Annotated in this window: 21 protein-coding genes; 12 read left to right on the forward strand and 9 right to left on the reverse strand. The window is 38.3% G+C overall.

The genetic code is table 11. The features are described from left to right. The first annotated feature begins 32 nt into the window (after positions 1-32). The 3 genes from lepB to P1K33_RS02530 are packed head-to-tail and all read left to right on the forward strand — an operon-like array spanning position 33 to position 3,316. On the forward strand, positions 33-704 hold the full coding sequence (lepB, locus tag P1K33_RS02520) for a signal peptidase I (protein ID WP_284651285.1): 672 nt from the start codon (positions 33-35) through the stop codon (positions 702-704). Positions 705-709: 5 nt separating this feature from the next. Further along, positions 710-1,114 (forward strand): DUF2721 domain-containing protein, encoded by a 405-nt coding sequence (locus P1K33_RS02525; protein WP_284651286.1) that lies wholly within the window; start codon positions 710-712, stop codon positions 1,112-1,114. A gap of 54 nt (positions 1,115-1,168) precedes the next feature. Continuing rightward, entirely contained in the window at positions 1,169-3,316 is a 2,148-nt protein-coding gene (locus tag P1K33_RS02530; RefSeq protein WP_284651287.1) for a T9SS type A sorting domain-containing protein, read from the forward strand. 47 nt (positions 3,317-3,363) lie between these two features. On the opposite strand, the gene P1K33_RS02535 is transcribed toward P1K33_RS02530, so the two are convergent. The 3 genes from P1K33_RS02535 to rpmH all read right to left on the reverse strand — a co-directional run bounded on the left by P1K33_RS02535 (position 3,364) and on the right by rpmH (position 7,547). Continuing rightward, positions 3,364-4,155: a hypothetical protein gene (locus tag P1K33_RS02535; protein ID WP_284651288.1), complete on the reverse strand. Its 792-nt coding sequence runs from the start codon at positions 4,153-4,155 to the stop codon at positions 3,364-3,366. 154 nt (positions 4,156-4,309) lie between these two features. Continuing rightward, on the reverse strand, positions 4,310-7,162 hold the full coding sequence (gene carB, locus P1K33_RS02540; protein ID WP_284651289.1) for a carbamoyl-phosphate synthase large subunit: 2,853 nt from the start codon (positions 7,160-7,162) through the stop codon (positions 4,310-4,312). A 223-nt stretch (positions 7,163-7,385) separates the two neighbouring features. After that, positions 7,386-7,547 (reverse strand): 50S ribosomal protein L34, encoded by a 162-nt coding sequence (gene rpmH / locus P1K33_RS02545; protein ID WP_008464848.1) that lies wholly within the window; start codon positions 7,545-7,547, stop codon positions 7,386-7,388. Between the two features lie 158 nt (positions 7,548-7,705). Here rpmH and P1K33_RS02550 point away from each other — a divergent pair, with 158 nt between their 5' ends. Further along, on the forward strand, positions 7,706-8,221 hold the full coding sequence (locus tag P1K33_RS02550) for a DUF2892 domain-containing protein (protein WP_284651292.1): 516 nt from the start codon (positions 7,706-7,708) through the stop codon (positions 8,219-8,221). A 119-nt stretch (positions 8,222-8,340) separates the two neighbouring features. Here the strand turns inward: P1K33_RS02550 and P1K33_RS02555 are convergent, their stop codons facing one another. Then, a complete protein-coding gene (locus tag P1K33_RS02555; RefSeq protein WP_284651293.1) occupies positions 8,341-9,234 on the reverse strand; it encodes a lytic transglycosylase domain-containing protein in 894 nt (297 codons plus the stop codon). 63 nt (positions 9,235-9,297) lie between these two features. Further along, positions 9,298-9,966 carry a YqiA/YcfP family alpha/beta fold hydrolase gene (locus P1K33_RS02560; RefSeq protein ID WP_284651294.1) on the reverse strand — a complete coding sequence of 223 codons (669 nt, stop codon included), beginning with the start codon at positions 9,964-9,966 and terminating at the stop codon, positions 9,298-9,300. Positions 9,967-10,061: 95 nt separating this feature from the next. Here P1K33_RS02560 and P1K33_RS02565 point away from each other — a divergent pair, with 95 nt between their 5' ends. The 3 genes from P1K33_RS02565 to P1K33_RS02575 all read left to right on the forward strand — a co-directional run bounded on the left by P1K33_RS02565 (position 10,062) and on the right by P1K33_RS02575 (position 12,488). Then, positions 10,062-10,346, forward strand: coding sequence for a GNAT family N-acetyltransferase (locus tag P1K33_RS02565; RefSeq protein ID WP_284651615.1), 285 nt, complete (start codon positions 10,062-10,064; stop codon positions 10,344-10,346). A gap of 74 nt (positions 10,347-10,420) precedes the next feature. Next, a complete protein-coding gene (locus P1K33_RS02570) occupies positions 10,421-10,762 on the forward strand; it encodes a hypothetical protein (RefSeq protein WP_284651295.1) in 342 nt (113 codons plus the stop codon). Between the two features lie 160 nt (positions 10,763-10,922). After that, the gene (locus P1K33_RS02575; protein ID WP_350028971.1) at positions 10,923-12,488 is read left to right on the forward strand and encodes a vWA domain-containing protein; all 1,566 of its coding nucleotides are present in this window, start codon (positions 10,923-10,925) and stop codon (positions 12,486-12,488) included. Positions 12,489-12,537: 49 nt separating this feature from the next. Here the strand turns inward: P1K33_RS02575 and mtaB are convergent, their stop codons facing one another. From mtaB to P1K33_RS02590, 3 genes are all read right to left on the reverse strand, one after another. Next, entirely contained in the window at positions 12,538-13,866 is a 1,329-nt protein-coding gene (gene mtaB / locus P1K33_RS02580) for a tRNA (N(6)-L-threonylcarbamoyladenosine(37)-C(2))-methylthiotransferase MtaB (RefSeq protein ID WP_284651296.1), read from the reverse strand. Positions 13,867-14,044: 178 nt separating this feature from the next. After that, a complete protein-coding gene (locus P1K33_RS02585; RefSeq protein WP_284651297.1) occupies positions 14,045-15,220 on the reverse strand; it encodes a GlmU family protein in 1,176 nt (391 codons plus the stop codon). Between the two features lie 102 nt (positions 15,221-15,322). Continuing rightward, positions 15,323-15,574 (reverse strand): type B 50S ribosomal protein L31, encoded by a 252-nt coding sequence (locus tag P1K33_RS02590; RefSeq protein ID WP_284651299.1) that lies wholly within the window; start codon positions 15,572-15,574, stop codon positions 15,323-15,325. Between the two features lie 229 nt (positions 15,575-15,803). Between P1K33_RS02590 and P1K33_RS02595 the strand changes: the two genes are divergently transcribed. The 5 genes from P1K33_RS02595 to P1K33_RS02615 are packed head-to-tail and all read left to right on the forward strand — an operon-like array spanning position 15,804 to position 21,602. Continuing rightward, positions 15,804-16,346 (forward strand): DUF4199 domain-containing protein, encoded by a 543-nt coding sequence (locus P1K33_RS02595; protein WP_284651300.1) that lies wholly within the window; start codon positions 15,804-15,806, stop codon positions 16,344-16,346. Between the two features lie 4 nt (positions 16,347-16,350). Beyond that, positions 16,351-17,310, forward strand: coding sequence for a glycosyltransferase family 2 protein (locus P1K33_RS02600; protein ID WP_284651301.1), 960 nt, complete (start codon positions 16,351-16,353; stop codon positions 17,308-17,310). Positions 17,311-17,340: 30 nt separating this feature from the next. Next, entirely contained in the window at positions 17,341-19,068 is a 1,728-nt protein-coding gene (locus P1K33_RS02605) for a phospho-sugar mutase (protein ID WP_284651302.1), read from the forward strand. Beyond that, entirely contained in the window at positions 19,068-20,897 is a 1,830-nt protein-coding gene (locus tag P1K33_RS02610) for an ABC transporter ATP-binding protein (protein ID WP_284651303.1), read from the forward strand. The genes P1K33_RS02605 and P1K33_RS02610 overlap by 1 nt, the downstream gene beginning before the upstream one ends. 3 nt (positions 20,898-20,900) lie before the next feature. Continuing rightward, positions 20,901-21,602, forward strand: a complete 702-nt coding sequence (locus tag P1K33_RS02615) for a hypothetical protein (protein WP_284651305.1) — start codon at positions 20,901-20,903, stop codon at positions 21,600-21,602. Here P1K33_RS02615 and P1K33_RS02620 read toward each other — a convergent pair. Continuing rightward, positions 21,599-22,315: a hypothetical protein gene (locus tag P1K33_RS02620; RefSeq protein WP_284651306.1), complete on the reverse strand. Its 717-nt coding sequence runs from the start codon at positions 22,313-22,315 to the stop codon at positions 21,599-21,601. The two genes, P1K33_RS02615 and P1K33_RS02620, sit on opposite strands and share 4 nt — an antisense overlap. Positions 22,316-22,340 lie beyond the last annotated feature (25 nt).

Raw genomic sequence — 22,340 nt, forward strand, 5'->3', positions numbered from 1 at the left:
AAGTTTGGTAATGCTTATATCGATAAACCAACATGAACAAAACCATAAAAATTGTCTTCTTTACACTGCTGGGAATCTACCTTTTCTTTCTGATCCTGAGTTTTGCAGGAGCATTAAAGACTTTTAAGATCAGTAGCATATCGAGCGAACCCAATCTCAAGATGAATGCCAGGGTTTTATCCAGTAATCTTGTGAATCCTAAAGTTGGTGATTTCATTATACTCAAGCTCAACGATACGCTTACAGTAGTACATCGCCTGTGTGGCCGGGAAAATGACAAAGTGGAAATCAAAGATGGTATTTTGTATGTTAATGATAAAAATGCAGATGAAAAACTCAGTTTGATGCATCGGTACAAAATGCCTTCGAAAAAGTTTGAAGACAATCAGGTTTACAGTAAAATTCCATCTCACATCATGATGCAAATGGAAGATAATGATACTGTTTATGCTTTTATCAGTGACCAAATAGCCAAAGAATTGCATCTTGAATCTTCCAGAATTATTGCTCAAAAAGGCGAAGCTGATAAATACATCCAAAAGACTTACCACAATGATTGGAATAAAGACAATTTTGGCCCATTAACCATTCCGAAAGGAAAGGTTTTTGTACTTGGTGATAATAGGGATAATGTTGAAGATTCCCGTTACACCGGCTTAATTGACCAATCAAAAATAACAGGCACCATAATCTATAACCCATAATTATAATGACACTCAACATAGAAACTCCGGCACTACTCTTTTCAGCAACTTCTTTGATTTTGTTGGCCTATACCAATCGGTTCCTGACGATTGCCCAAATCGTCCGCAGTTTGAAGAAACACTATGACGAAGTACATACCAAAAGCATTTTACTCCAAATCAAAAACCTCAACCTGAGGCTTTCACTGATTCGGTACATGCAGCTTTTTGGCGTGTTGTGTTTGTTCCTTTCCGTGTTTGCGATGTTGTGTTTGTTTCTCGAACAACAAACGGCAGGGATTTATCTTTTTGCGGCCAGTTTATTGTGTTTATTGACTTCATTAGGAATTTCTTTCTGGGAAATCAGCATTTCAGTAACCGCTTTGCGTCTGCATTTGAGTGATTTGGAAGAAGAGGAGAAAAAAAAGTAAAAAACCTACACTTAATTTTATATCTTTATCAGAATCAACCTGATAGTCATTCATATGAAACAAAAATTACTTTTATTTGTATTTTGTTTATCCTTTCTCTTCGGCTTTGCCAAAACTAAATCCAAGGAAGTAACCACACCAATAATAGGTTTGATTATGACCTCACCCTGGCCGGGTTCTTACACCCTAAAAATTAAAAACATAGGAGACGAGCCATTGACCAATATATATGTAACTCAGACCTTTGGCAATTACCCTCTATCATTTGGATTTACTACGATTCCTACTTTGGCTCCAGGCCAGGAAATAACCAATTTGTCAGCCTCCAGTGGTGCAACGTGTTTTGACGTGAGTCAGGCAATGGTTCATGCGACGACAACCGGAGGCAGTGAAATAACAGATTTATCAGCTGATCCAAATTATTATGTCAGCCCGGGATATGGTACCTATTATAATGATAGTTATACCACAAGCTACTATCAATCCTATGCTACTGCAGTACAACAAGGCACTTATCAGGATTTAAACAACAATTCCATAGTTGATGTTGGTGATGCCGTTTTTTATACCTATAGTATGAATTCTTCCGAATATCCCAACCAAATAGACATAAATGACGATAATGCTGTTGTAAGCAACATTACTTATTCAGGTTTTGAAACCACAGCCTCCGGAATTCATTATATAACACAGAACGAAGTCAATTCTGGCTACGTATATAATAATTCTTACGTATCCTATTTAGATTATTGTCAAATCAATAATACCATTGAATTTACGGATGAATCCCAATGTTATTTATGCCCAAATCCCAATTATGCAAATGTAATCACCAAACTGAATGACTTAGGCCCACACACCATTACAGGAAATGTAAAACTCAATCTCAACAATGACAATTGCACAACAGGAATCAACTTTCCTTACCGCAGGGTTACAAACGATAATGGACAAGATATTTACACTACTTTCACCAATACGAATGGGAATTACCAAATCATTGTTCCCAATATGGGCATCAACAACGACCTTGTTGCTACAAACGGTTTAAATAATGCATTTACCAGTAATCCTGCGTCAATAAATTTTTGGACGTATAACTCTCCCAACCCAATTAATTATGGCAACAATGATTTCTGCCTAAGTCCAACAACCAATTATTCCGATTTGAGTGTTTCAATGCACAATGTGAACCAAGCCATTCCGGGAAATACGGCAGGTTACTACATTAGCTTTTGGAACAATGGAACCACCAATCTGAGCGGAAGCATCGTATTGACTTTTGACAACGGTAAATTGACGTTTAACAATGCATCACCTGCTCAAAACAGTACCACGGCAAACACCTTGATCTGGAATTACACCAACCTTCAGCCTTTTGAACACCATAATATTGCTTTGACTTTTAATGTCCTAACGCCACCAACTGTAAATGTCAATGATTTATTGAACTTTACTGTAGTGGCCAATCCAATTGCAGGAGATAATACTCCGACCAATAATACTTTTTCCTGGGAACAAACCGTGAGAAGTTCGTTTGACCCAAATGACAAAACAGTAATCGAAGGTGAGTATATCACTACTGCCGAAGCCAATAATTACCTGACTTATGTAACGCGCTTTCAAAACAACGGTACGGCTAATGCCACAACGGTTGTCATCAAAGAAATGCTGGATGCGAAACTGGATTGGAATACCTTTGAACCTATCTCTTCAAGCCATCAAGCCAATATTCAACTCAAAAACGGAAATGATTTGACTTATACCTTTTCAAATATTGATTTACCTTATGAATCGGCTAATGAACCGGCAAGTCATGGTTGGATGGCATACAGGATTAAACCAAAAAGCGACTTTGCCATTGGTGATATAGCGAGTTCGAATTCGAATATTTACTTTGATTACAATCAACCTATACTTACCAATACGGTTACCACGGAAATGGTTGCTCTAGAGATTCCTGATAACATTAAGGATAATTTTATTTTGTACCCGAATCCGGCTGCTGATTATTTAACTATCGAAATGGTGCATCCAATGAATGCCTACTATAAAATCTTTGACATCAACGGAAAACTGCTTCAAAGCAATGCTATTGAAAATATGAGACCAATAGACCTCAGTATTTTCCAAAGCGGTTTTTATTTTTTAACAATCCAAACCTGGCGAGGAAGTGCCAACTATAAACTGATTAAAATTTAAACATAAAAAATCCCAAGCTATCACTTGGGAGATTTTATCGTATTCGCTTAATAATAAATATAATGTGTCATTGACGGCGGAATCTGAGGTTCTGAAACAGAAGTCGTTGCAGCTGTTACCGGGAAATTCAGGCTATTATAGGTATAAGTAACTGTTATTTCATCACTGGCTACAATATTATGCAAATAACTCAGATGATCAAAGCAAAACACATAATCTTCCGCTAAATAAATTTCTTTGTAACCTATCACATTTTTAAATGGATTGTTTTTAGTATCGTAATTGTAACTGGTGGTGTAACCATATTCAAAACCACCTGTCGTATTATAAACTGAAGTATCTTCACTGATTATTGTCGTTCCTGATAAATGAATTAGTCTTGTTTCTGGAACGTAACTGAATGCTAATGTTGGGTATCCAATCGTTTTTACAACAGAAATCGTATTATTGGAATTATAAACGAAAGTTGTTGTAATGGTATAATCAATATTATTGGCATCGGGAATAGATTTAAAAACATGTTCAGTCAACCGCCCGCTTGTATCATAAGTAAAAAGGCTTTCTACTCTTAATCCGTAGCCAAGACCATTACCATTATTATAAGTTTGAATTTTTGTAATCAGGTCACCTGTATATGTATAATATCTGTCTTCGCCATCATAATTTGTACTGACAAATTTCTTTCCGTCATAATTAAAATGTATAGGATTAGTATCATTATCCGTCCAAACTTCCTTTACCAATACATCATCCTCCGCCGCAGTAGATTGACTGGAATCAGAAGAACAAGAGCTCAAAAATAAGGTGGCAAAACAAACAAGATAAATAATTTTTTTCATGGCTTTTTAGGTATTGGTTACACAAATATGAGGAGTTTTTTCTACAAATAAATTATAACAAATTATAATTCAGTCATTTTTATCCCACAAGAACTGTTCCAGTAAAAGAAGACTCATAAAAAAAGCCGTCTTACGACGGCTTTTCAATTTTATATTATTTGCTCAGATACATTTTTCTTCGAGAATACAATTCATAAAACTGATCGTCTTTCAAATCATCAATGAACAAGATGCTTTCTCCTGTGGATTTCATCTCCGGTCCGAGTGCTTTGTTGACATTCGGGAACTTGCTAAAAGAGAAAACCGGTTGCTTGATCGCATAGCCTTTCAACTGTGGATTATAAGTGAAATCGGTTACTTTGTTTTCGCCCAACATTACTTTCGTAGCATAATTTACATACGGTTCGCCATACGCTTTCGCAATAAACGGTACTGTACGTGATGCTCTCGGATTGGCTTCAATGATGTAAACGATATCGTCTTTGATGGCAAACTGGATGTTGATTAAACCAACGGTTCTCAGGGCCAAAGCAATTTTCTTTGTATGGTCTTTGATTTGCTGCATTACAAATTCGCCCAGATTAAACGGTGGCAAAGTGGCATTGGAATCTCCCGAGTGCACGCCACAAGGTTCGATATGTTCCATGATTCCGATGATGTACACATTTTCACCATCGCAAATCGCATCGGCTTCTGCTTCGATTGCGCCGTCTAAATAGTTATCCAAAAGCAATTTGTTGCCTGGGATATTTTTCAGCAAATCGATTACGTGTTCTTCCAATTCCTGTTTGTTGATGACGATTTTCATGCCTTGTCCTCCTAAAACGTAGGAAGGACGAACCAATAGCGGAAAATCCAACACATCGGCTAAAGCTGAAGCCTGATCCGCATTTTCCGCTACGCCAAATTTTGGGAAAGGAATTTTTAATTCAGTCAACAAGTCGGAGAAACGACCTCTGTCTTCGGCTAAATCCAAAGCATCGAATGATGTCCCTAATATTTTGATGCCGTAACGGTCTAATTTTTCAGCTAGTTTCAAAGCGGTTTGTCCGCCCAGCTGAACGATTACACCTTCCGGTTTTTCGTGTCTGATAATGTCATAAATGTGTTCCCAGAATACAGGCTCGAAGTACAATTTGTCTGCTGTATCAAAATCAGTCGAAACCGTTTCCGGGTTACAGTTGATCATGATGGTTTCGTAGCCACATTCTTTGGCCGCCAAAACACCGTGTACACAAGAATAATCAAACTCAATTCCCTGCCCGATTCTATTTGGTCCCGAACCTAAAACCACCACTTTCTTTTTCGGAGTTACGATACTTTCGTTGTGAACGTATCTTTCTCCACTGGCCGTTTGGATTTCGGCTTCAAATGTTGAGTAGTAATAGGGCGTCAAGGCTTTAAACTCGGCCGCACAAGTGTCAACCAATTTGTACACTCTTTTCACATTCATTTCCTCACGCAATTTGTACACTTGGCTTTCCAAACAACCCATCATGTGCGCTATTTGGCGGTCACCATAACCTTTTTGTTTGGCTTCGAGTAATAGTTCTTTGGGTAAAGTATCAACTTTGTATTGCGAAATTTCTCTTTCCAAAAAGTATAACTCTTCGTATTGTTTTAAGAACCACATATCGATTTTGGTGATTTCGTGGATTCTGCTCAATGGAATGCCCATCGCAATCGCATCATAAATCACAAAAACACGGTCCCAACTTGCGAAAGTCAGTTTCTCGATAATCTGTTCGTAGTTTTTATAGCCTTTTCCGTCAGCACCAATTCCGTTTCGCTTAATCTCTAACGACTGAGTTGCTTTGTGCAACGCTTCCTGGAACGAACGCCCGATGCCCATAACTTCACCAACGGATTTCATTTGAAGTCCTAAAGTTCGGTCTGAGCCTTCGAATTTGTCGAAGTTCCAACGCGGGATTTTTACGATTACGTAATCCAAAGTGGGTTCGAATAAAGCCGAAGTCGATTTAGTGATTTGGTTTTGCAGTTCGTTTAGGTTGTAACCTAAAGCTAATTTTGTTGCTACTTTCGCAATCGGATAGCCAGTTGCTTTGGATGCCAAGGCTGACGAACGCGATACACGCGGATTGATTTCAATCGCTACGATATCTTCTCTTTCGTCTGGTGAAACAGCGAATTGCACGTTACATCCTCCGGCAAAATTCCCGATAGAGCGCATCATCAGAATGGCCATATCACGCATTTTTTGGAATGTGGTATCAGACAATGTCATGGCCGGTGCAACCGTAATCGAATCTCCGGTATGGATTCCCATTGGATCCATATTTTCGATTGAACAGATGATTACCACGTTGTCGTTTTGATCGCGAAGTAATTCTAATTCGTACTCTTTCCAACCCAATAAAGCCTTGTCAATTAAGACTTCGTGTATAGGTGACGCTTCTAAACCACGGGTTAGTAAGTCGTCAAAATCTTCTTTTTTGTGTACAAAAGCTGCTCCGGTTCCACCCAAAGTAAACGATGGACGGATTACCAATGGAAAGCCAAATTCCTGCGCAATTTCCTTTCCTTTTAGAAAAGACGTTGCGGTTTTGGCCGGTGCAGTTGGCACGCCTATTTTTTCAAGCAATTGTTTGAATTGCTCACGGTCTTCTGTAATGTTGATGGCGTTGATATCCACACCGATTAATCGCACACCGAAATCTTGCCAGATGCCTTTTTCATCGGCTTCCAAACACAGGTTCAAAGCGGTTTGTCCGCCCATCGTTGGCAAAACGGCATCAATTTGCGGGTGATTTTTTAAAATCTGGATAATCGATTTGGTTGTTAAAGGCAAAAGGTAAACATGATCGGCCATGGAAGGATCGGTCATAATCGTTGCCGGATTGGAATTGATTAGGATGACTTCGATTCCTTCTTCTCTAAGTGAGCGGGCAGATTGGGAACCGGCGTAATCAAATTCGCAGGCTTGTCCGATTACGATTGGTCCTGAACCAATAATTAAAACCGATTTGATGGAGTTGTCTTTAGGCATTGTGTTGTGTTGTTGTGTGTTTGTTATAAGTGTATGTTGTATTTTAATCTTAATCCTAGCCCCGATGGCAGTGAAAATCCTTTTTATTTTTCTTTTTAAAAATAAAAAGATTGTAACGAACAGCGGGAAATAGCTCCTGCAACTTATCAATATTTATGAACAGGTTTAAAAAAAAGCCGCTACTAATAAAAGTAACGGCTTGATATTGATTAGTAGCTAATCATTATTTTTTGTGTCTTGGTTCAGAAGATACAGTCAATTTATGTCTTCCTTTTGCTCTACGACGCGCAAGGACTTTTCTTCCATTTGCAGAAGCCATTCTGTCCATAAATCCGTGTTTATTTCTTCTTTTTCTTTTCGATGGTTGAAACGTTCTTTTGCTCATTGCTGTGTATCTTTAAAATCTTGTATTAATTTCTATGGTATACGGCTGTTTTAAAACCGAGTGCAAATATACAAACCTTTTTTTTTCTGGCAAGTAGTTTTTTAAAAATATTTTTAATTCATTTTACTACCTTTGCAACCACAAAAAATTACAACAATATGTTTCACAGATTTATTAAACTAATTATAGCGGCATTGATGGTCGCAGCGGGAATTTGGCAATTTACGGAAGGTAATATCGGTAACGGTATTTTCCTGATTTTATTAACCGCTATTCCTGTCTTTTTATATTACAAAAACGAATTTATCCTATTGGCGTTCCTGAAATTGAGAAAACAGGATTTTGCCGGAGCCAAAGTTTGGCTGGATAAGATCAAAAACCCTGAAACGGCTTTGGTTAGAAAACAGCAAGGCTATTACAATTATCTTCACGGTTTGATGACTTCGCAAACCAATTTGCACCAATCGGAGAAATACTTCAGAAAAGCAGTAGAATTAGGGTTGAGCATGGATATGGATTTGGCCGTGGCCAAATTGAACTTAGCCGGAATTGCGATGTCTAAAAGACGTAAGATGGAAGCGACTACTTTGTTAAACGAAGCCAAAAAACTCGACAAACAAAATATGCTGAACGATCAGATCAAAATGATGAAAGAGCAGATGAAGAAGATTTAAGACTACAGATTCTAGAACGCAGAATGCAGATTTTGATAAGCAGAAAATAAAAAAACGTCCCGTAAATTTCGGGACGTTTTTTTTTAACTGAAATCTGCGACCTGCTTTCTGCAGTCTGATTAATATCCAGACAACGGAATCTCTATTTCGTATTTTTTCTTGGTTGGATTAACCAGTTTTTTGTCTCTCAACCACGGATTGTGGATTTTCAGAATTTTATAATTGATTCCCTGCGACATGGCAAAACCGGTTAAGTCGTTAATGGTACTGTCCACTTCAACCTTTTTGGTCGGAATCGGCGCATACAATTCGGTTTCATAAATATTGAATCCGAAAAGCGGTGGATTTCTCATGATTTCTTTTAAGGCCAAAATCCTGAAAACATAACGCGATGTTTCTTCGGTTAAGCCCAAATCATAATAGTTGGTCACTTTTTGTTCCTCGATTTTTTTGGTAATGCCATTCATGCCGCCATTATAGGAAGCCGCAGCTAAGGTCCAGGAACCAAATTTTTCTTTGGCAGCCAATAAATAACGACAGGCTGCTTCGGTAGATTTTTCCAAATGATAACGCTCATCGACGATGTCGTTTACTTCCATTCCTTTTTCCTTAGCGGTATCAGGCATAAACTGCCAGATTCCTTTTGCTCCTGATGGAGAAGTTGCGTTAACCAAACCGCTTTCGATTACGGCTAAATATTTAAAATCATCCGGCACGCCGTATTTGGCCAGAATGGGTTCGATAATCGGAAATGCTCTGTTGGCACGTTTGATGATTAAGGCGGTAGTGGCATCCAAGTTGGCGTTGATCAGCAACTCTCTGTCCAGTCTTTCTCTGACGTCAGTAATTTGAAGCGGTGTTTTTTCTCCGGCGAAATCAACTTCAGTCGGGAAATACATAGCAGTGCCATTGCGCATGCTCTTGTTCTTATTTTCTCCGGCGATTCCAAAAATCAGGAATCCCGAAATTAAAACAACGGTAAGGGTCGATAAAAGGGCTTTATTCGTTTCCATAATCATTCATTTTGATGTTGTAAAACTACAACTTTATATTGTAAAGCTACAAAAATTGAGCCGTTACGCCTTGTCTTCTAACATAATTTTAGGCAAATTATCGTTCAGCCAGCGGTATTTAGTTAGGATCATAATGTGTGTTCCACCCTTGACCGGAATGAAGTTCCTGATGTATTTTGGCGGAAAAACTTCATCGGCATCACCATGGATATGGATGACTTCTTTATCAGCTTCTTTACGTTCCCAATTGATAATCTGCTCAATAGCCCAATCCAAATAACGCTTGTCGCGAACGGCCAGAAACTTATCGTACAAAGCCAATCTTTGCTTAACAATAGACGAACCAAAAGTAAATTTGGCCAATAATTGAATGTTTTCCAGCAGTTTGGTCGGCATCAGCTTGTAAGCTTTAGTGGTTTTTGCCATTTTCAACCGTCTCGGGAATTCGGCATTTGATTTTACACTTGAAATAATAATGACTTTCCTTGTAGTCAGAAACTGTTTCATCTCCTGCACCAATACACCGCCAAAGGAAACGCCAATCAAAATAGGGCTTTCATGTTGTATTTTTTCAGCAATTCTCTTTGCATAAGCATTTAAACTTTCACCGGGATTAGGGATTTCCCATTCGAGCATATGCATTTCAAAAATATCTTGGGGCAATTGGATTCGTTCAAAAATGGTGGGACTGGCTGCCATGCCTGGCATGAAGTAAACATGGATTTTCGACATTATTTAACCGTAAGCTCGTTAATTATTAGTAAATTTGCATAAAAATAATCCTTTTATTTCACTTGATTATGAACACGACATTAATTTCAGAAAAAATGGAAATTAAAGACAACACCTTTGCCCGACAGTTTGAAACGTTGGTAGGTGGGAAATTGATTTCTGTTGAATATTCCTTTCAAGAAAAGAAAATATTCCTGACGAGAATTAATACTTTTGACGGCTTTAATGATGAGGAGTTTATCAATGACTTGCTGAAAAACATCATGGAAATTGCTTATGAACGTAAACTAAAAGTGGTTCCGATTTTACCAAAAATCGCCCTTTTCTTTAGAAAGAATACCATCTACAGAGATTTATTGCCTCCGGGAATAAAAATCTAACACAAAATAATCTTAATCTATAAAGTCGCCAATCAAGGCGGCTTTTTTTTGTGGATTTTATATATATTTATCCCATGAATCCAGAAGACTTCCTCCAAAATATCATTGCTTTTTTTGAGCACATCGATAAATATTACGGTTCCAAAACGGAAATCACCGAAGGTTTATGCACCGATATGGAAGCATTGGAGGCTAATCTTACCACCTGGAATTTATCCGAGTTTGAATTGATCCGTTCAGCCTATCGCAAAAACGGAGATAAATTCATGATTGAAGGCAGCAATATGTATTATGAAATTTCGGCTGTGAGAATCATCAGCTTTGAACAACTCGGAAGACACAAGTTTGAATTTATTGAACAGTATAGCGACTCCGTTTTCAGGATTACCAAAATAAGATTCCACTATAAATACTAGTTTTTTCAAGCCATGAGCTCAAATCTTAAGATTAGCTTAATTTTTTGGCATCAAATTTGGATGCACCAAAATTGTAAATCATTCTTCTGCAAAAATCCGGAATTCAGAAGGTTATTTGAGTAAACAAAATCATTAATTAATTTTCTAAACATTTTTTAAAATGAAAAAAAATCATTTTTTTTCAGCGGTACTTCTTATGCTTATTTTTGCCGGGTGCAAACAATATTCCTATCAAGAAGCCGCTGCAACAGATTCATCTGCTGTAGAAGTAACAGACATTGAAGACATCAACGGTAATGCGATAGATTCTGTCGCAGTAAATGAAAATTCGGAAAGCTATGCCGAACTCATCGAAAATCCTTTCGAATCACCTAAAACTGCACCATTATCCACTTTTTCAATTGATGTTGATAATGCCGCTTATACCAATATTCGCCGTTTCATCAACAATGGACAAGCGGTTCCAAAAGACGCCGTTCGCATCGAAGAAATGGTCAACTTCTTTAAATACCAATATCCACAGCCGCAGAGCGAGCATCCGTTTTCCATCAATACGGAATACAGTACGAGTCCGTGGAATCCGAAACACAAATTGCTGAAAATCGGTTTGCAGGGCAAAAACATCCCAACAGACAATCTGCCGGCTTCCAATTTGGTTTTCCTGGTTGATGTTTCCGGTTCGATGAGTGACGAAAACAAATTGCCTTTGCTCAAAGAATCCATGAAAGTTTTGGTCAAAGAACTCCGAAGCAAAGACAAAGTTTCCATCGTAGTTTATGCCGGCGCAGCAGGAGTTGTTTTAGAACCAACATCAGGTGACGAAAAAGACAAAATCATAGATGCTTTTGACGATTTAATGGCTGGCGGAAGCACGGCTGGCGGTGAAGGCATCAAATTGGCTTACAGACTGGCAGAGCAAAACTTCATCAAAGAAGGAAACAACCGTGTAATATTGGCCACAGATGGTGATTTTAATGTTGGCGCTTCTTCTGATGATGACATGGAAGACCTGATTGAAGAAAAAAGAAAATCGGGTGTATTTTTGACTGTTTTGGGTTATGGAATGGGCAATTACAAAGACAGTAAGATGGAAATTTTAGCCGATAAAGGCAATGGAAATTATGCTTATATCGATAACATTCAGGAAGCCAACCGCTTTTTGGGCAAGGAATTCAAAGGCTCAATGTTTGCCATTGCGAAAGATGTCAAAATCCAAATTGAGTTCAACCCGAAACACGTTCAGGCTTATCGTTTGATTGGCTACGAAAACCGAAGATTAAAACCTGAAGATTTTAAAAATGACGCCATTGACGCAGGCGAATTGGGCAGCGGACATTCCGTGACAGCTTTGTATGAAATTATTCCTGTTGGCGTGGATAGCGATTATGTGCCTTCCGATTTGAAATACACCAAAGTAAAAAGTGATTCTGAAACCAATTATGCTGAAGAACTGGCGACGATCAAATTCCGTTACAAAAAACCCGATGGTGACAAAAGCATCGAAATGGTTGATGTGATTGCGGATAAAGCAATTGCTTTGGAAAGCACTTCTGCCGATTTCAAATTCAGCTCTGCCGTGGCCTGGTTCGGACTGAAACTGAGAGATTCCAAACTGGTTTCGAATAAATCATCTGATGAGATTAAGAGTTTGGCCAAATCAGGGTTAAAAAATGATGACGAAGGTTACAAAGCCGAATTCATCCGATTGGTCGAAGCGGTCAATTAAATTTTATTCCAAAAAGAAACCCCGAAAATTACTTTCGGGGTTTTTATATTTAAACTTCTACGTTTAAGAATTCCATTCTCACTGAACCATCTTCATCGATTCTTGACAAATTGATTTCGTGTAACGTATTGACCAATTCCGGATTCCAAGGCGTTTTTACTTTGACGTAGTTTTCGGTAAAACCGTGGATATAACCTTCTTTGTTTTCGCCTTCAAACAAAACCGTTCTGTTGGTTCCAATCTGACTTTCATAAAACGCACGGCGTTTTTTTACGGACAAACCGCGAAGCATTTTACTTCTTTTTGAACGCACATTCATTGGTACAACGCCATCCATTTCGGCAGCTTCTGTATTGTCTCTTTCAGAATAGGTAAACACATGCAAATACGAAATATCCAATTCGTTAAGGAAATTATAGGTTTCCAGGAAATGTTCGTCGGTTTCACCCGGAAAACCAACAATCACATCCACACCAATACAGGCATGCGGCATCACTTCACGAATTTTTGAAACCCTGTCGGTATATACTTCGCGCAGATAACGGCGTTTCATTTTCTTTAGGATATCATTGCTTCCGCTTTGCAATGGAATATGAAAATGTGGCACAAAAGTTCGGCTTTGCGATACAAATTCGATGGTTTCATTTTTCAACAAATTGGGTTCAATTGAAGAAATACGCAATCTTTCGATGCCTTCCACTTCATCCAACGCTTTGACCAAATCCAGAAAAGTATGTTCGTGTTTTTTGTTGCCGAATTCACCTTTGCCATAATCCCCAATGTTGACACCGGTCAACACGATTTCTTTGATGCCTTGTTGCGAAATCTCAAAAGCATTTTTCAAGACATTCTCCAACGCATCGCTACGCGAAATACCACGCGCTAACGGAATCGTACAATACGTACATTTATAATCACAACCGTCCTGTACTTTCAGGAACGCACGCGTTCTGTCGCCTATGGAGTAACTGCCAACATAAAAATCGGCTTCTTCAATTTCGCACGAATGCACTTCGCCCATGTCATTTTTGGACAAATCATTGATATAATCGGTGATCTTGAATTTTTCTGTCGCACCCAAAACCAAATCCACACCATCAACCGCAGCTAATTCTTCAGGTTTTAATTGGGCATAACAACCAACGGCTGCAACAAACGCTTTGTCGTTGAGCTTCATGGCTTTTTTTACTACTTGCTTGAATTGTTTATCGGCATTTTCGGTAACCGAACAAGTGTTAATCACATAGATATCGGCTACTTCTTCAAAATCGACGCGGTCAAAACCTTCGTCCTGGAAGTTTCTCGCGATGGTAGACGTTTCGGAGAAATTCAATTTGCACCCTAAAGTATAAAAGGCGACTTTCTTTTTTTGTTCCATAAGCTTGCTCAATTGATGAAATCGTTGTCAAAAAATTGAGTGGGCAAAGATAGTTAAATTTGAAGATTAAGCAATTTTACTTCGTACAATTCGCCTCTGGCTCGGATGAAGATTTGAAAATGTACTTTCTTAAGAATCAATCTTCAAATTAACACATCTTCAAATCTTCAAATTGACATTACTCTTTTCTATATTTCTTGGTGATTTCAAAAACGTGTTCCAAAATTTTAGCATCTTCTTCGGTGAATTCCACTTGGCGTCTTGCCATTACTATTTTGGCCGTTTGAAAGGCTTTGGAAGTCAAATAAGTGGTGAAGCCTGAACTTCCACCCCAGGAATAACTTGGTACAAAATTACGTGGAAAACCAGAGCCAAAAATATTAGCCGAAACACCAACCACCGTTCCGGTGTTGAACATGGTGTTGATGCCACATTTGCTGTGATCGCCCATCATCAGGCCGCAGAACTGCAAACCGGTTCGGGCAAAACCTTCGGTTTCATAACTCCACAAACGCACTTCTTCGTAGTTGTTTTTTAAATTGGAATTGTTGCTGTCGGCACCGATATTACACCATTCGCCCAAAACAGAATTCCCCAAGAATCCGTCATGTCCTTTATTGGAATAACCCATTAGAACCGAATTGCTTACTTCACCGCCAATCACAGAATGTGGCCCCACAGTAGTGGCACCATAAACCTTGGAAGCCAGTTTCACTCTACCCGATTCACACAAGGCAAATGGTCCGCGAATCACAGAACCTTCCATGATTTCGGCATTTGTACCGATGTAAATTGGTCCGGTGGAAGCATTTAAAGTCACAAACTCGAGTTTGGCTCCTTCTTCAATAAATATATTTTCGGGTGAAATCACATTAACGCTTTTTGGAATCGGTTGGGAATGTCTTCCTTCGGTGATTAATTCAAAATCTTCGCGTAGTGCTGCATCATTTTTGGCAAAAATATCCCAGGTATGTTCAATCTTCAACCCTTCTTCATTGTATTCAATGATTTCATAAGTATCAAAATCGACTTCTTCCTGTGTATCATTAGTAAAAAAAGCGACTACTTCCTCGCCCTGAAAAATGGCTTGGTTTTTTTCCAGGCTGATAACCATTTCGGCTAAAACATCATTGGGCAAAAAAGAAGCATTGATCATCACATTTTCCTCCATTTCCACCATTGGGAACTTTTCAGAAAGGTATTCTTCGGTCAAAGTAGTTGTCGTATAACCCAAATGTTTCTCCCATTTTTCGCGTATGGTTAGAATCCCGACACGAATATCGGCAACCGGACGTGTGAAAGTAAACGGAAGTAAAGCATTGCGGACAGTTCCGTCAAAAAGTATGTAGTTCATTTTGTTTGTTATGAGTTGTGAGTCCAAAGTTACAAAGTTTATTGCATAAAAAAACCACTCACTTTCGTGAATGGTCTTAATAAAATTTGAACTCTGAAACTACTATTTTGCGTGTTTCGCGTATTTGTTTTTGAATTTATCAATACGTCCAGCTGTATCGATAAGTTTAGATTTACCTGTGTAAAAAGGGTGAGAAGTTCTAGAGATCTCCATTTTGTACACTGGATATTCAACACCTTCGTGAGTGATAGTTTCTTTAGTTTCTACTGTAGATTTAGTGATAAAAACATCGTCATTTGACATGTCTTTGAAAGCAACTAATCTGTAATTTTCCGGGTGAATTCCTTTTTTCATGATAAATCTTTTTATTGTTTTGAAGTAGTTCGTTTTGAAGCTTTCACTTTGAAAGGTGTAAACTGGCTACAACTTTTATTAATTTCTTTTTTAAATTGAGAGTGCAAAAATACAACTTTTTTAGAAAAATCAAAGCGAAGTGTAACTTTTTTTAATTGTTTTAAACTTACTGCTAAGTAATCGCGGAATTACTATATTTGTTAATTAATTTAAAATAATAATTTATACTATGGATAAAGTTACTTCACCTGCAAAATCAGCTTTACAATTTGGTGTATTGTTTGGTCTTATCATGACGCTTGAATTTGTTGTTTCCTATGTTTTGAATATCGATCCGGCTACAAATCAAACCTTCGGTATTTTTCTTAATCTATTGAATTTCCTGATACTGCCAATCTTATTCATAGCGCTGGCTTGTACTAATTACAAAAACAAAATCAATTCGGGGTTTGTCACTTTTGGTGAATGCATCAAAATTGGCGTTGTTGTTTGTGTTATTGCTGCCTTATTGTATGGTATATTCACAGCCATCTTTAATGTTATCTTTCCTGAATTTGCAGAAGAAATTTTAAGAAAAACCAGAGATGTTATGATGAAACAAAATCCTGACATGCCTCAAGAACAAATGGAAATGGCTTTATCCTGGACAAAAAAATTCATGAATCCGGCCATCGCTATACCTTTCACGGTTGTAATGTATGCTTTTATTGGGTTACTTTATTCATTAATCGTTGGTGCCATTGTAAAAAAAGAACGACCACAAAGTTTCTAATTTAATGAATTTATCCATCGTCATTCCGCTTTTAAACGAGCAGGAATCTTTACCCGAATTACACCAATGGATTGTCAAGGTTATGACAGCCCACAACTATACCTATGAAGTTATTTTCATCGATGATGGAAGTAGCGATGATTCATGGGGATTAATTGAAAGATTATCAAAAGAAAATCCGAATGTCAAAGGCATTCGTTTCCAGAGAAACTTTGGAAAATCACAGGCTTTACATGCCGGTTTTGCCAAAGCCCAGGGCGATGTTGTCATCACCATGGATGCCGATTTACAGGACAGTCCGGACGAAATCCCGGATTTGTACAATATGGTGATGAACCAAAATTTCGATCTGGTTTCGGGCTGGAAAAAGAAACGCTACGATTCGGTAGTATCCAAAAATTTACCTTCCAAACTGTTCAATTGGGCTGCAAGAAAAACTTCGGGCGTTCATTTGAATGACTTCAATTGTGGTTTGAAAGCCTACAAAAGTATGGTGATCAAAAACATTGAAGTATCGGGAGAAATGCACCGTTATATTCCTGTTTTGGCTAAAAATGCCGGCTTTGGGAAAATCGGTGAAAAAGTGGTGATCCACCAGGCCCGAAAATATGGCGAATCCAAATTTGGCATGAGCCGATTTATCAATGGCTTTCTCGATTTGATTACCATTTGGTTCCTCTCCAAATATGGCAAACGCCCAATGCACTTATTCGGAGCACTTGGCGTCATCATGTTTATCATCGGTTTTATCTCGACCTTTTTAATCATCAGTATCAAACTGTTGAAATTATTTGTATTTCATGAGCCTACCATTTTAGTTGCTCAGAATCCTCTTTTCTATATTGCCTTAACCTCTATGATTATTGGTTCCCAATTGTTTCTAGCCGGATTTTTGGGTGAAATCGTGTTGCGAACCAAGAACAATGAAGAGCGTTATAAAATTTCAAGCGAAGTGAACCTGTAAGGACTTCATTTCCACAATAAAATAATTATTATGCATATCGAACAACATATTTTAGACAAAGTAAACGAATGGTTGACTCCAACCTTTGACGTTGACACCCAAAACCAAATCAAGGAAATGATGACGACTTCTCCGAAAAACCTGGAGGAAAGCTTCTATAAGAACTTAGAATTTGGAACCGGTGGAATGCGTGGTATCATGGGCGTTGGCACCAATCGCATCAACAAATATACGTTGGGTAAAAACACACAAGGCATTTCCGATTATCTGAAAAAATCATTTCCGGGCGAAGAACTGAAAGTCGTAATCGCTTACGATTGTCGTCACAACAGTGACACTTTGGGAAAAGTGGTTGCTGATGTTTTTTCTGCTAACGGCATAAAAGTGTATTTGTTTTCTGAAATGAGACCAACACCTGAATTGTCATTTGCGCTAAAATATTTAAAGTGTCACGCCGGAATTGTACTAACTGCTTCTCACAATCCGCCGGAATACAACGGTTACAAAGTGTATTGGCAAGATGGAGGACAATTGGTTCCGCCACAAGATGAAGAAATCATCCAGGTGATTGAAGATTTGAAATACAGCGAAATCAAATTCGAAGCCAACAACAGCCTGATTCAATATATCGACACCGAAATTGACAATGCCTTTGTGGATTCAACCGTGGCGAATGCGAGTTTTAATACTTCGGCAAGTGCCAAATCTAATCTAAAAATTGTTTACACTTCACTGCACGGAACTTCCATCAAATCGGTGCCTAGTGTTTTGGCAAAAGCCGGTTATACCGATGTCAATATTGTTCCGGAACAAGCGGAGCCGAATGGTGATTTTCCAACGGTAAAATCGCCAAACCCCGAAGAACCGGAAGCGTTGACGATGGCTTTGGCTTTGGCAGAAAAACTCAATGCCGATATTGTTTTTGGAACCGATCCCGACAGCGACCGTTTGGGCGTTGCCGTAAGAGACAATAACAACAAGATGATTTTGCTGAACGGAAATCAGACGATGGTGGTGATGACCAATTATTTATTGGAACAATGGAAAAAAGCAGGCAAACTTGATGGCAAACAATTTATTGGTTCAACGATAGTTTCTACACCGATGATGCTCGAATTGGCTTCGGCTTATGAGGTCGAAATCAAAGTCGGCCTGACCGGTTTCAAATGGATTGCCAAGTTTATCAAGGATTTCCCCGAATCGAAATTTATCGGTGGTGGCGAAGAAAGCTTTGGTTTTATGGTGGGCGATGCCGTTCGCGATAAGGATGCCGTTGGTGCTATCTTATTGATGTGTGAAATTGCGGCGCAAGCCAAAGAAAATAACAGTTCAGTTTACCAATACCTACAACAGATGTATGTGGATTTTGGTTTCTACAAAGAACATTTGATTTCGATTACCAAAAAAGGAATCGAAGGCGCGAATGAAATCAAACAGATGATGATTGACCTGCGCGACAATCCGGTGTCTGAAATCAACGGACAACGTGTGCTTATGGTAGAAGATTATCAAAATTCGACCGCGAAAAATCTTTTATCAGGCGAAACAGAAAACTTGACGATTCCAAAATCGGATGTATTGATTTATTATTTGGAAGACGGATCGAAAATTTGTGCACGCCCAAGCGGCACCGAACCTAAAATTAAATTCTACTTTAGCGTCAATACGGCAATCGAAAATCTGGAAGAAATTCCGGCAGCAGAAGCGTATTTGGACACTAAAATACAAAACATAATTTCTGAAATGCAGTTGAACTAATGGATGATAATTTAAAGAAGATTATTCCTTTTGCCAAAAAATACAAGAGTAACGCCATTTGGAATGTTATTCATAATGTTTTGTATGCGCTTTTCGGAACGATAGGAATGGTAATGATTTTCCCGGTCTTAAAAGTACTTTTTGGCAACGAAGAAAAAGTAACGCAATTACCAACATACCAAGGCATTAGTACGATAGACGAATATTTGAACGATACGCTCTTCTACTATGTTAATTACTTTTCAGAAAATCACGGACCTAATTATGCCTTGTTGCTGACCGTTTCGATAGTAGTCATTACCTTTTTATTTAAAAATTTGTTTGGCTATTTGGGATTGCAAAATCTAACCAAATTAAAAACCGGTGTGCTTCGGGATCTACGCGAAAGAATGTTCCGAAAAATTATTGAACTGCCTGTGCCCTACTATTCTGAAAAAAGAAAAGGCGATATGATGGCGCGTATGCTTGGTGACATTAACGAAGTGCAAAACTCGTTTTTTATGGTATTGGAACTGATTGTAAAAGAACCTCTTACCATTATTTTCTCCTTAATTGCCATGATCAACATAAGCTGGAAATTAACCCTTTTCGTTTTTATTTTTATTCCGATATCAGGATTGATTATTTCCAGAATTGGGAAATCGCTTAAATCAAAATCGGTTAGAGCCCAACAGGAAAATGGCCACTTAATTTCGGTTGTAGAAGAAACTTTATCGGGTTTGAAAGTCGTGAAGAGCTATAATGCCGAAAACTATTTCTCCAAAACATTCAACGACTCTATTAATCGATTGTACAGATTGACCAACAGCATCGGAAAGAAAAACAATCTGGCTTCACCATTGTCTGAGTTTTTGGGAATTGTGGTGATTTCGGTGTTATTGTTTTACGGCGGAAATTTGGTTTTGGTAGATAAATCACTTGACGGCTCCTTGTTTATTGCCTACATCGGATTGGCCTATAACATCTTAACGCCGGCCAAAGCGATTTCAAAAGCCTCTTATCAGGTTAAAAACGGATTGGCTGCAGCCGAACGTGTCTTTGAAGTTTTAGAGGTAGAAAATACCATCACAGACAAGCCTGATGCCATAGAAATTCAGCATTTCAATGAAGAAATACAGTTAAAAAACATCACATTTGCTTACAACGACGAAGCGGTTCTGAAAGATTTCTCACTGACCATTCCAAAAGGAAAAACAGTGGCTTTAGTCGGTCAATCGGGTTCAGGAAAAAGTACGATTGCCAATTTACTGACGCGTTTTTATGATGTGAATAACGGAGAAATTTTAATTGACAATCACAACATAAAAGACGTCACAATGAAATCGCTGCGCAGTTTGACCGGTTTGGTTACCCAAGACAGCATTATGTTCAACGGCACGATTAAAGACAACATTCGTTTAGGAAAATTAGACGCTACCGATGAAGAAATCATCGAAGCCTTAAAAATTGCCAATGCTTATGAATTTGTAAAAGATTTGCCCAACGGTATTGAAACCAATATTGGTGACAGCGGAAACAAACTCTCGGGCGGACAAAAACAACGTTTGTCGATTGCGCGTGCGGTGTTGAAAAATCCACCGATTATGATTTTGGACGAAGCGACTTCAGCTTTGGATACCGAAAGCGAAAGATTGGTACAGCAAGCCTTGGAAAATATGATGCAAAACCGAACTTCGGTTGTGATTGCACACCGACTTTCAACCATTCAAAAAGCCGACGTTATTGTGGTAATGCAAAAAGGTAAAATTGTAGAGCAAGGCACACATAACGAATTATTGGCCAAAAATGGTACTTATTCCAAATTGGTAACCATGCAATCTTTTGAGTGATTTATGTATGTAACTAATCCAAATATCAAACTACCTGAAGATCCCAATACGGTGGTTTGGAAATATTTGGACTTGTCGAAATTCCTTGATTTGCTGCTTTCCCGAAAGTTATTCATGTCGCGTTCAGATAAATTTGAAGACCAATATGAAGGCACTTTCAGCGAACCGACTTACGAAGAAATCAAAAAACTCTCCGAAAACAATCCCGAATTCTTAGCCTATTACAAATCGCACCGCGAAAAAGTAGTTGTCAGCAGTTGGCACATCAACGAATATGAATCGTTTGCGATGTGGCAGATTTTCACCCAAAACAGCGAAGGTTTGGCGATTCAGTCGACTATTGGTCGTTTGCAAAAAGCGCTGGAAGCCGAAACAGATTTCAAACAATACATCGGCGAAGTCAATTATATCGATTACAAAAAAGAATACATTCCGTTTGACGATATGTTTTTCCCTTTCTTATTCAAGCGGAAAAGTTTTCAGTATGAAGGCGAAGTGAGAATCATTGCCGATTTATCGGATCGGGATATCAGAATCAATGATGGCTTAAAGATTGACGTTGACATTGATCTATTGATAGAAAAAATCTACATTCATCCCAAATCAGAGAACTGGTATAAAAGATTGGTGATTGAATTGGTTTCTAAACTCGGCTTTGACTTCGAGATTGAAAAGTCAGATTTAGAAAGCGATATCCTAATTTAAATCGGTTTGTATTCTGTGGCTTTCATTTCCTTATCCAAAAGATTCAGATAGAAATAATGCACATTGTCTTCTTTGTCAAATTCCCCATTTTTATTGGTGTCTTCAATGGTTCTGAAGTACAATCTGTTTTTGGCATCAATGACATTCCAATCGATTAACTCCTGGAAATCGGTAGAAACCTTGATAAAATTTTTCCCTGAGATATCGCTTAGGTAAAGCGAATTGATGTCGTTGGTATCTAATTTATTGTCTTTATTGGTGTCCATGTCTGCCATCGTATAGACCATCATTTGTTTTCTGGTCCTGTCGGCCGTGGTTTTCAAATAAGTCGCCGTTTCTATAAAGACATTTTTGTCTGTCAAGGCATAAATGGTGTCCTTCCCTATTTCCTGAAACTTCAAATTCTGCAAATAACCTGTGATTTGGTATTCGCTGTAATTGGAGACCACAAAACTGTCTTCCGACTCATAAGAAGCTGAAGATTTTCCTTTTTTATCCGTGGTAACATTGCCCACCGGGAAGATAAGGTAATTGGTTCCATCCATATTAATCGGCAAATCGGCAACAACCACTTGAGTGGTATCTTCAGGAACTTCGGTTTTAGGCTTAGTTGTATCCTCGTAAATCACTTTGGGCGTTGGCGCTTCTTCTTTTTTGCAACTCACAAAAGCAACTGTCAATATCAGGGAAATATAAAAAGTGATTTTTTTCATCTCAGATTAATTTGTCAACCAAAAA

It is taken from the genome of Flavobacterium terrisoli (assembly GCF_030167905.1).
Classification (GTDB): domain Bacteria; phylum Bacteroidota; class Bacteroidia; order Flavobacteriales; family Flavobacteriaceae; genus Flavobacterium; species Flavobacterium terrisoli.